A 9,620-nucleotide genomic window follows, 5' to 3' on the forward strand; every position below is an offset into this window, starting at 1 on the left:
GCTTAAGTTGACACCAATGGGCACTACCGTACCCTTACGGATGTCCTATAGCACAGCTAAGTAATGTTCGCGTTTCACCAAATTAATGAGAATAATGCACGTGCGATCGCCAGTTGGCGATATGAGCCACCTTACGATTTATACAACTACTTAGAGGAGGAAACTAATCTACTACAACATATTCTGCACCCTCAAAATAACTTTTACAGCATTGTGGATGAAAATAGCGAGTTGGTAGCTTACTGTTCTTTTGGACAAGATGGACAGGTTACTGGTGGTAATTACTGCGATCGCGCCCGTTCTACTTTTTTCTCAAAAACGTCCTGGGTGTGACTGCGACATATTTTTTAAAATGTCTGAATCATAGAATGGGAAAATAAAGGTGAGTAATACCCACCCCCAAACTTACTTGACCATTTACTCAAGACAAATAAACAGCAAATTTTATCAGTCAAAATCTATGAATTTGACCCCCTCTCAAACTCGAAAACTACCCACTCAAGCGATCGCAGCCAAGATTTTCCACTGGTGTAACATCATTAGTCTATTTATCATGCTCACCAGTGGGCTACAAATTTACAACGCCAACCCTGTTTTTGGTGGACGTGCAGGTTTGCACATACCTCCGATATTTACTTTAGGAGGTTGGCTTGCAGGGGGAAGACACTGGCATTTTGCCGCAATGTGGTTGTTCTCGCTGAATCTTTTATGGTATGGAATTTACGTTTTATTTACCCGACGCTGGCGACATCGGTTTGTGGGCGCAAATGACTTCAAAGCATTACAAAAAAGTCACAATTCTAAGCGCCTAATTTATGCTTGGCATCGGATTGCTTATACCGCAATTATTCCTATTTTACTGCTGGCGTTATTTACAGGTGTAGGAATGTATAAACCTGCTCAATTTCCCTGGATTGTGGATTTTTTTGGCAGTTGGCAAGCATTGCGAATTGTTCACTTTGCCTCAGTGCCAATGGTTATCTTATTTACAGTAATTCACTATCAATTGGGAAAAAAAGCTGGTGGCACTGAATTAACAGAATCAATGTTTTCATAAACAATCTTTTTTAAACAAAAAAATGAACTTTTTTGATAAATTGAATCGTAATATCTTACAAAATCAAAGCTTACTATTTGTAGGACTCGATCCAAATCCAGAGATGATGCCTGTGCGTTATGAATCTGAAGAACTCATCTCTGGTTTGGAGAAGTGGTTACAATTCATTATTGCGGAAACTGCTGATTACGTTTGTGCTTATAAACCGACACTTGGCTTTTACGAAGCATTAGGTATTCCCGGTTTAGAATTGCTATACAAAACTTTAGCTGCTATCCCAGCCCACATACCAGTTATTTTAGATGCCAAACATAGTGACTTAAATACTAGTACCATTTTTGCCCAAACTGTGTTTACGCAATGGCACGTAGATGCAATCACTCTCAGTCCCTATACAGGACAAGATCATGTAGCACCTTTTTTGGTCTACCCCGATAAAGCGGTATTTATTTTATGTTGTACTTCTAATCCAGGTGCAGAAGCTTTACAGCAATATCCGACAAACGAATCACCCCTTTATTTACAGGTGGTAAAAGAATCAAAAACCTGGGGAACTCCAGAACAATTGGGTTTGGAAGTGGGAACTACAAATGCTGAAGTTTTGGCACTTATTCGAGCGATCGCACCAGAAAGAATTATTATGGCACGTAGCATCTGGGCGAAGGGTGGAAACCTGAGACAAATTTTAGAAGCAGGTTTGAATGATAACGGTGATGGTTTACTGATTCCTGTTCCTCAAGATATGTTGGGAAACACACAACTGTCTGAGGAAGTCAAGTCTCTACGCGCAGAAATTAATCAAGTAAAAACTGAAGTTATTCACGAAAATTCTACATGCTCTGTGTGGTTTCCTGATGTTTGTTTCCTAAATCAGCACCCCCACCAGGATTTGATTTTACAACTTTATGATATTGACTGCATTATGTTTGGCAGTTTTGTCCAAGCATCAGGAGCGATATTTCCTTATTACATCGACTTACGCAAAATTATTTCCAATCCCCAAATTTTTAATCAAGTTCTCACTGCTTATGAGGAGATTTTAAAGAATCTCAATTTTGATAGATTAGCAGGTATTCCTTATGGTTCTTTGCCTACAGCAACTGGTTTAGCTTTGCGTCTTCATTGCCCGATGATTTTCCCTCGAAAAGAGGTAAAAGCCCACGGAACGCGCAGAGTTATTGAGGGTAACTTTCATCCTGGGGAAACAGTTGTAGTAGTTGACGATATTCTCATCAGTGGCAAAAGTGTCATGGAAGGAGCAGGAAAGTTAGAATCAGCAGGATTAAAAGTTAATGATATTGTGGTATTGATCGACCATGAACAGGGTGTAAAGGATAGATTACAGCAAAATGGTTATTGCAGTCATGCGGTTTTAACCATTTCGGAAATTACTAATACTCTGTATCAAGCAGGGCGAATAAATGAGGAGCAATTTTTAGCTTTCGCTGAAAGTTAAAAATTGGGAATTGGGGATGGGGAAGATTTTTCTGATTTTATCGCCGTTGGGTATATTTACTCGGTTAAATCTAGGGACTAGAATAATTTCAGTTTTAAATTAATTATGAATTTTTCACTCAATCAACTACTTAAATGGTTAATTTTTACACTGCTATTTCCTCTAGTCTTTCTTAATGGTTGGCTAGCATTTTTGCTAGTTAAAAATTTTCAACCTGTCGTAACAATTCTTGTTTTAGCTACTTTGCTTGCATTCGTCTTAAACTATCCTGTTACCATTTTCCAAAAGCGAGGAGTGAAACGTGGCTATGCAGTAACATTAGTTTTTGTATCAGCTTTAATAATTATTGTTGCTCTGGGTATTACTTTGGTTCCCATTGTTTTAGGGCAATTTCATGAGATGGTTAAAGTCCTTCCCCGATGGATTGATTCTAGTGAAGAAAAACTTCAGATTGTAAATGAGTGGTTTTTTAGTCACCAATTAAATGTGAATTTAAGTCAGATATTCGCACGAATTACTGACCAGATACCAAATGAAATAGAGTTTTTATCTGATAAAGTTTTAAGCATTATTATAGATACAATTGATAGTATTTCTGAGGCATTAATTACAATAGTGCTGACTTTTTATCTATTGCTAGATGGGCCAAGAATTTGGCAGGGAATATTTAATAAATTACCTGGAAGTTTCCCTCAAAAGGTAAGTCAATCTATTCAGCAAAATTTTCAAAATTACTTGATTGGCCAGGGAACTTTGGCTTTGCTAATGGGAGTTTCATTAACATTATTGTTTTTAACTTTTCAAGTCCAGTTTGCTTTACTTTTCGGTTTGGGAGTCGGGCTTTTGAGTTTAATTCCCTTTGGCGATGTCGTCAGTCTTGTTGTAATAACTTTCATCATAGCGACACATAACTTTTGGCTAGCAGTAAAGGTTTTTGCGGTAGCTGTTGTCATTGACCAGTTAATTGATCAGGCGATCGCACCTCGTCTTTTAGGCAAATTTACTGGCATTAGACCAATATGGGTATTAATTGCTTTGCTTGTAGGAACCAATGCTGGTGGAGTCTTGGGTTTGCTAATTGCAGTACCTATAGCAGGTTTTATCAAAGATGCAGCAGATGGTTTTAACTCTGATTTTTCTAAAAATCAAGAATCATCAGAGATGTTAACCGAAAAATCAGTATTGCCATAATATGCTCTAAATAAATATGTAGGGCTTATGCAAAAAATAGCCAAAACCCTTATTTTCAGGTAGGGGCAATCCATCAATTGCCCTTACCGCTTGTAGTTTTGCGTAAGTCCTAATATGTTTGAACAGTTATTTACAATCTCATCCGAAGCTAAGTCAATTTCGGCAACTGCTCGCAGCCCTCATAAAGGCGTGATTATTGGTGCAGGACAAGTAGGGATGGCTTGTGCTTACTCGATGTTGATTCAGAATACCTTTGATGAAATGGTGATTGTCGATGTCAATCAGCACAAGTTAGAAGGGGAAGTTATGGACTTGGTTCATGGACTACCCTTTGTTGAACCAATGCTAGTGCGAAAAGGGACTTTGGCAGATGGTGAAGACGCGGATATTGTCATCATTACTGCTGGGGCAAAACAGAAACCTGAAGAAACCCGTTTAGATTTAGTACAGAGAAATGTGGAAGTTTTTAAAGATTTAATTCCACAAGTGATCAAGTTTTGCCCGCGAGCAATTTTGCTGATTGTCACCAATCCAGTGGACATTATGACCTATGTCTCTCTCAAACTCTCTGGATTGCCTAGTTCTAGCGTGATTGGATCGGGTACAGTGCTAGATACAGCCCGTTTCCGCTATCTTTTGGCTGAAAAGTTGCAGCTTGATCCACGTAGCTTACACGCTTATATTGTTGGCGAACACGGCGATAGCGAAGTTCCTGTTTGGAGTAAGGTGAATATATCTGGTATGCGTCTATTTGATGAAGGATTGGAAGATAGTAAAGACATAAATCAAGCGCTGCAAGAAATTTCTCAACAAGTCAAGAACGCCGCCTACGAGATTATCAAGCGTAAAGGGGCTACCTCTTATGCTATCGGTTTAGGTGTTACTCAGATTGTCCAGGCGATTTTACGAAATCAAAACCGAGTTTTGACTGTTAGCAGCTTAATTAGTGGTTTTCATGGTATCAAAGATGTCTGCCTAAGTTTGCCTGCGGTAGTTAATCGTCAGGGAGTTACCAGAGTTTTGAATCTCTCCCTCAGCCAAACAGAGTTACAACAATTACAGCATTCTAGCCAAGTTCTACGCCAGACAATTGAGCAACTTAGCCTTTGATATTATATTGTGTACCGTTTTCAGCTTTTCCAGATGCTGTAAAAAGTCTGGACAAAAAAGCCCCCGATATTTCTACCGGGGGTGAAAGAATAATACCATTTCACTTATGTTTGTTGCAGATGCCCCTGCTTGATGCCTCTACTTAGATGAGAGGCTAATTATTTCTCAAATATTACAGCAAAAAGCGATCAGGTATAAAATTAGCCAACATTTGCCAAGAGCAATTCTCGTTTTTCTAATTTCTGTACTTTCACCTGAGAGTCATCATCAACATCGATAAGCGCTGTGTCTCCATCTGTAATTTGACCAGATAGCATTGCTTCGGCGAGAGAATCTTCTAAAAGGCGCATAATTGCCCGGCGTAATGGTCTAGCACCGTAGCTAGGGCTGTAGCCTTCTTGCACTACAAGTTCTTTGAAGCGATCGCTAACTTCAAGAATAATTCCCTTTTCTGTCAAGCGTTTAGAAACTTCACGAAGCATAATTTCAGCAATTTGCTTCACTTCATCCCTAGAAAGCTGGGTGAAGACGATAATTTCATCAAGACGGTTTAGGAACTCTGGACGGAAGTAAGCTTTCAATTCCTCATTTACCAAGGTGCGGATGCGGTTATAACTAGCGTCGGCTTGAGTGTCGAAGTCAAAGCCTAAACCACTACCACCTTTTTCAATCACCTTGGAACCGATGTTGGAAGTCAAAATGATCAGCGTGTTTTTGAAGTCAACTTTCCGACCTTTGGCATCGGTAAGATGACCGTCATCCAACATTTGCAGCAGCATATTGAATACATCGGGGTGTGCTTTTTCGATTTCATCGAATAGCAACACAGTGTAAGGTTTCCGCCGCACGGCTTCTGTAAGTTGTCCGCCTTCGTCGTATCCAACATAACCAGGAGGCGAACCAATTAGCTTGGCGACGGTGTGGCTTTCCATGTATTCGGACATATCTAGCCGAATCATCGAATCCTCCGCACCGAAAAAGTATGAAGCTAATGCCTTCGCCAATTCTGTTTTACCAACTCCGGTAGGGCCAGAGAAGATAAAGCTAGCAATGGGACGATTGGGATTTTTCAAGCCAACACGGGCGCGACGGATGCCGCGAGATACAGCTGAAACTGCTTGCTCTTGACCGATGAGCCGTTGATGCAGAGTGTCTTCTAAGTGCAGAAGCAATTCTGACTCAGATTCAGTCAGCTTATTAACTGGTACGCCAGTCCAAGAGGCAACGATTTGGGCGATATCTTCTTCGTCAACTACAGTCGAGTTGACAGGTTGCTCAGTTGGTGTGAAGGTTGCTTGCAGTTGTTCTGCAAGTTTTAATTCTTGGTCGCGCAGTTGTGTAGCTTTGTCAAAATCTTGGACTCTGACTGCTGCTTCCTTTTCTTTGGTAACGCCAGCGAGTTCACGCTTGAGTTCTTTATTGGGAGAACTTTGGGAGTTCCGCAGACGAACGCGAGAACCAGCTTCGTCAATTAAATCTATTGCCTTATCTGGCAAAAAGCGATCGCTAATGTAGCGGTCTGATAATTCTGCTGCTGCTACAAGTGCTGAATCCAAAATTGTGACTTTGTGGTGCTGTTCGTAAGCGCCGCGCAAGCCGTAAAGAATTTGTACGGTTTCTTCTACTGAGGGTTCCCCGACCATAATTGGTTGGAAACGACGCTCTAAGGCAGCATCGCGCTCGATGTGCTTCCGATACTCATCAAGGGTAGTTGCGCCGATGCACTGGAGTTCACCCCGTGCTAAGGCAGGTTTGAGGATGTTTGCTGCATCCAAACCACCTTCTGTACCACCAGCGCCGACCAAGGTGTGGATTTCGTCAATCACCAGAATGATGTTGCCAACAGTGCGGACTTCTTCTACAACTTTTTTGATGCGTTCTTCAAAATCGCCACGGAAGCGAGTTCCAGCTACCAATGACCCCATATCGAGGCTGATAACTTGTTTGTCTTGCAAAGTTTCAGGAACATCCTGGTTGATAATTCGTTGAGCTAGACCTTCTGCGATCGCAGTTTTACCAACTCCTGGTTCTCCAATCAACACCGGGTTATTTTTGGTGCGACGACCGAGAATTTGGATCGCCCGCTCAATTTCCTTCTCACGACCAACTACGGGGTCGAGTCTGCCTTCTTGGGCTAATTTGGTCAAATTTCTGCCAAACTCTTCCATCGTTAGTGGTTGGGTGCGCTTTTGACTACCACTACCAGCGAAAGCTGGTGCATTTTCACCCAAACGGCGAACTATGGCACTGCGAACAGTCTTAAAGTCAACTCCTAGATTTTGCAGTACTTTGGCGGCAACACCTTCACCAGCCTCGGTTAATCCTAAGAGTAAGTGTTCAGTGTTGATGTAATTCTGTCCCAAACTATGAGCTTCCTTAAAAGATTGCTCGAAGAGGCTTTTTACCTTGGGAGTAAAAGGAATTTCTGGTGGTACAAAGCCAGAACCCCTACCAATAATTTTTTCTACCTCACGACGTGCGTCTTTGAGGGTAACGCCTAATTCGGCCAGCACTTTAGCAGCAACCCCAGTTCCTTCTCCCATCAAACCCAGGAGAATTTGTTCTGTTCCTACAAAGTTGTGTCCCAGGCGACGGGCTTCCTCCTGAGCTAACATAATTACTCTAATGGCTTCGGAAGTGAAGTGTTCAAACATAATGGGTTCTTGCTCCCTCGCTGCTTGGACTTTGGGTGAGATAAAATTCACCCTCATCTAAAGTTTTTTGTATTTTCTTAAGAACAATGTAACTTTATTTAAAGTTAAGTGGCAGTGGTGAGAGCCGTAAGACATCAGGTGTACTAGCCGTCTAAGAGGAGTTAAGAGAGATGCGATTAATCGCATCTGTACAGAAGTTACGAGTTGACACTAAACAATTAGTTCTCAATTTTACAATTAGCTTATCGATACAGAAGATAATTTTCTTTTGCTTTTCTGCTCCTCTGCTCTCGGCTAAACTGATAACTCAGGACTCACCATTCTATAACTCTTAACTTATCACTCCTGACTCTTGTACAGACGCGATTAATCGTGTCTACCTCTCACTTAGGACTCACGATGACTGAACCAACGGTTGGGAAAGACCAACAACATCCTCTTTATAACCGCGATCGCCCTCTTATTGATATTTTACTCGCTCAAGAGCCGACAGACTATAACTTAGCAGAATTAGCAAGGCTGCGAATGCGCTATCAAGGCTTTCCGGGGGCGAGAGACATCCAAAAAGACCTAGATAAAGTCTTACAGCAGTGGGGTTTGAGCGAAGCCGAGCTTTTTGAGAAAACTCGTCAAATTCACAATTTGGGGGGTATTTACAAAAGTCGCGGCAAAAAAGATGAACAGGATTGGAATTAGAAATGGGAATGGGGAATGGGGAATCGGGAGTGGGGAATTAATTATTCCCTCGTATTTTCAACTTTTGTACAGACGCGATTAATCGTGTCTCTCCTAAGTCGATATAACAAGAGGCTACAAGACTTTACACTGACCATGATGGCGTAACAAATGGTCACACAGCACTAAGGCGACCATTGCCTCAACCATTGGAACAGCACGTGGTAATACACAAGGGTCGTGTCGTCCTTTCGCTGCTAATAGCGTTTCTTCACCTTCACGAGTGACAGTTTTTTGCTCTTTTCTAATTGTTGCTGTCGGCTTAAACGCGACTCGCAAAATAATATTTTCTCCGTTGGAAATACCGCCTTGAATACCCCCGGAACGGTTTGTTACTGTGCGAATTTCACCATTTTGATCGATATAAAATTCGTCATTATGTTCAATTCCCGTTAGCAGCGTACCTCCAAAACCGGAACCAATTTCAAAGCCTTTGCTAGCAGGAAGAGACATGACACCTTTAGCGATATCAGCTTCTAATTTATCAAATACTGGTTCGCCTAAACCTTTCGGCACGTTTCGCGCCACGCATTCTACGACACCGCCGATAGAATCGCCTTGTCTACCTATTTGCTCAATTAATTCAATCATGCGATCGCCGCATTCAGCATCAGGACAGCGAACGATATTGCTTTCCACCTGTTCTAAGGTGACAGTATTAGGATCGACTACACCTTCCAGGTCTTTGATGCGCTTAACGTAAGCAATAATTTCGACATTGGCGATTTGACGGAGAATTTTTTTTGCGATCGCACCTGCTGCGACTCTTCCAATTGTCTCACGCGCTGACGATCTACCCCCACCTTGCCAATTGCGAATGCCATATTTCGCATCATAAGTTGCATCCGCGTGAGAAGGGCGATACTTCTGTACCATCTCGTCGTAATCTTGGGAACGAGTATCTTGGTTACGTACCAAAACTGTTATAGGCGTTCCCAGCGTTTTGCCTTCAAATATCCCTGATAGAATCTCACAAGTATCTGCTTCTTTACGAGGGGTCGTAATTTTACTTTGTCCTGGCCGTCTTCTATCTAGTTCTACTTGAATTTCTTCTGCCGAAATTTCTAGTTGTGGAGGACAACCATCAATCACAACCCCCACACCGCCGCCGTGAGATTCACCAAAAGTACTAATGCGAAATAGATGACCAAAAATATTGCCCATAATTTTTAGGAAAAAGGTGAGGCTTATGTATTCTACCTAGAGTTATTATAAAAGTTTATTTTTGTAGAATTTATCACTATTTTTTAGTATTACTCTAGAGGCAATTCATGAATTATCCCTACCTGAAAATTAGGGTTTTGACTATTCTTTGCATAACTCCTCTCCATAACAGTAAATACCTTATCTGTTGCTAACTTAAAAAAAGCGCCCTCCCAATTGGGAGAGCGCTTTTTTATTTAGTTAATAGTTGAAG

8 protein-coding genes are annotated in these 9,620 nt (G+C 41.5%); 6 read left to right on the forward strand and 2 right to left on the reverse strand.

Annotated features, from left to right (window positions below; translation table 11 throughout):
- The first annotated feature begins 63 nt into the window (after positions 1 to 63).
- The 5 genes from VB732_RS24185 to VB732_RS24205 all read left to right on the forward strand — a co-directional run bounded on the left by VB732_RS24185 (position 64) and on the right by VB732_RS24205 (position 4,814).
- The gene (locus tag VB732_RS24185; RefSeq protein WP_323233438.1) at positions 64 to 333 is read left to right on the forward strand and encodes a hypothetical protein; all 270 of its coding nucleotides are present in this window, start codon (positions 64 to 66) and stop codon (positions 331 to 333) included.
- A 127-nt stretch (positions 334 to 460) separates the two neighbouring features.
- Positions 461 to 1,057 (forward strand): cytochrome b/b6 domain-containing protein, encoded by a 597-nt coding sequence (locus VB732_RS24190; RefSeq protein WP_323233439.1) that lies wholly within the window; start codon positions 461 to 463, stop codon positions 1,055 to 1,057.
- Between the two features lie 22 nt (positions 1,058 to 1,079).
- A complete protein-coding gene (locus VB732_RS24195; RefSeq protein ID WP_323233440.1) occupies positions 1,080 to 2,513 on the forward strand; it encodes a bifunctional orotidine-5'-phosphate decarboxylase/orotate phosphoribosyltransferase in 1,434 nt (477 codons plus the stop codon).
- A gap of 105 nt (positions 2,514 to 2,618) precedes the next feature.
- The gene (locus VB732_RS24200) at positions 2,619 to 3,704 is read left to right on the forward strand and encodes an AI-2E family transporter (RefSeq protein ID WP_323233441.1); all 1,086 of its coding nucleotides are present in this window, start codon (positions 2,619 to 2,621) and stop codon (positions 3,702 to 3,704) included.
- A 114-nt stretch (positions 3,705 to 3,818) separates the two neighbouring features.
- A complete protein-coding gene (locus VB732_RS24205; RefSeq protein ID WP_323233442.1) occupies positions 3,819 to 4,814 on the forward strand; it encodes an L-lactate dehydrogenase in 996 nt (331 codons plus the stop codon).
- A 200-nt stretch (positions 4,815 to 5,014) separates the two neighbouring features.
- Here VB732_RS24205 and VB732_RS24210 read toward each other — a convergent pair whose 3' ends face one another.
- On the reverse strand, positions 5,015 to 7,468 hold the full coding sequence (locus VB732_RS24210; protein ID WP_323233443.1) for an ATP-dependent Clp protease ATP-binding subunit: 2,454 nt from the start codon (positions 7,466 to 7,468) through the stop codon (positions 5,015 to 5,017).
- A 399-nt stretch (positions 7,469 to 7,867) separates the two neighbouring features.
- Between VB732_RS24210 and VB732_RS24215 the strand changes: the two genes are divergently transcribed.
- Positions 7,868 to 8,164, forward strand: a complete 297-nt coding sequence (locus VB732_RS24215) for a DUF3288 family protein (protein WP_323233444.1) — start codon at positions 7,868 to 7,870, stop codon at positions 8,162 to 8,164.
- 114 nt (positions 8,165 to 8,278) lie between these two features.
- Here VB732_RS24215 and aroC read toward each other — a convergent pair whose 3' ends face one another.
- A complete protein-coding gene (gene aroC / locus VB732_RS24220; RefSeq protein WP_323233445.1) occupies positions 8,279 to 9,367 on the reverse strand; it encodes a chorismate synthase in 1,089 nt (362 codons plus the stop codon).
- Between the last annotated feature and the right edge of the window lie 253 nt (positions 9,368 to 9,620).

It is taken from the genome of Nostoc sp. UHCC 0252 (genome assembly GCF_034931145.1).
Lineage (GTDB): Bacteria > Cyanobacteriota > Cyanobacteriia > Cyanobacteriales > Nostocaceae > Nostoc.

What these genes read in the sequence shown, in the direction of transcription:
- VB732_RS24195 (WP_323233440.1), top strand. Translation starts at nt 1,080, where the DNA reads ATGAACTTTTTTGATAAATTGAATCGTAATATCTTACAAAATCAAAGC.
- VB732_RS24205 (WP_323233442.1), top strand. Translation starts at nt 3,819, where the DNA reads ATGTTTGAACAGTTATTTACAATCTCATCCGAAGCTAAGTCAATTTCG.
- VB732_RS24215 (WP_323233444.1), top strand. Translation starts at nt 7,868, where the DNA reads ATGACTGAACCAACGGTTGGGAAAGACCAACAACATCCTCTTTATAAC.
- VB732_RS24210 (WP_323233443.1), bottom strand. Translation starts at nt 7,468, where the DNA reads ATGTTTGAACACTTCACTTCCGAAGCCATTAGAGTAATTATGTTAGCT.
- VB732_RS24185 (WP_323233438.1), top strand. Translation starts at nt 64, where the DNA reads ATGTTCGCGTTTCACCAAATTAATGAGAATAATGCACGTGCGATCGCC.
- VB732_RS24190 (WP_323233439.1), top strand. Translation starts at nt 461, where the DNA reads ATGAATTTGACCCCCTCTCAAACTCGAAAACTACCCACTCAAGCGATC.
- aroC (WP_323233445.1), bottom strand. Translation starts at nt 9,367, where the DNA reads ATGGGCAATATTTTTGGTCATCTATTTCGCATTAGTACTTTTGGTGAA.
- VB732_RS24200 (WP_323233441.1), top strand. Translation starts at nt 2,619, where the DNA reads ATGAATTTTTCACTCAATCAACTACTTAAATGGTTAATTTTTACACTG.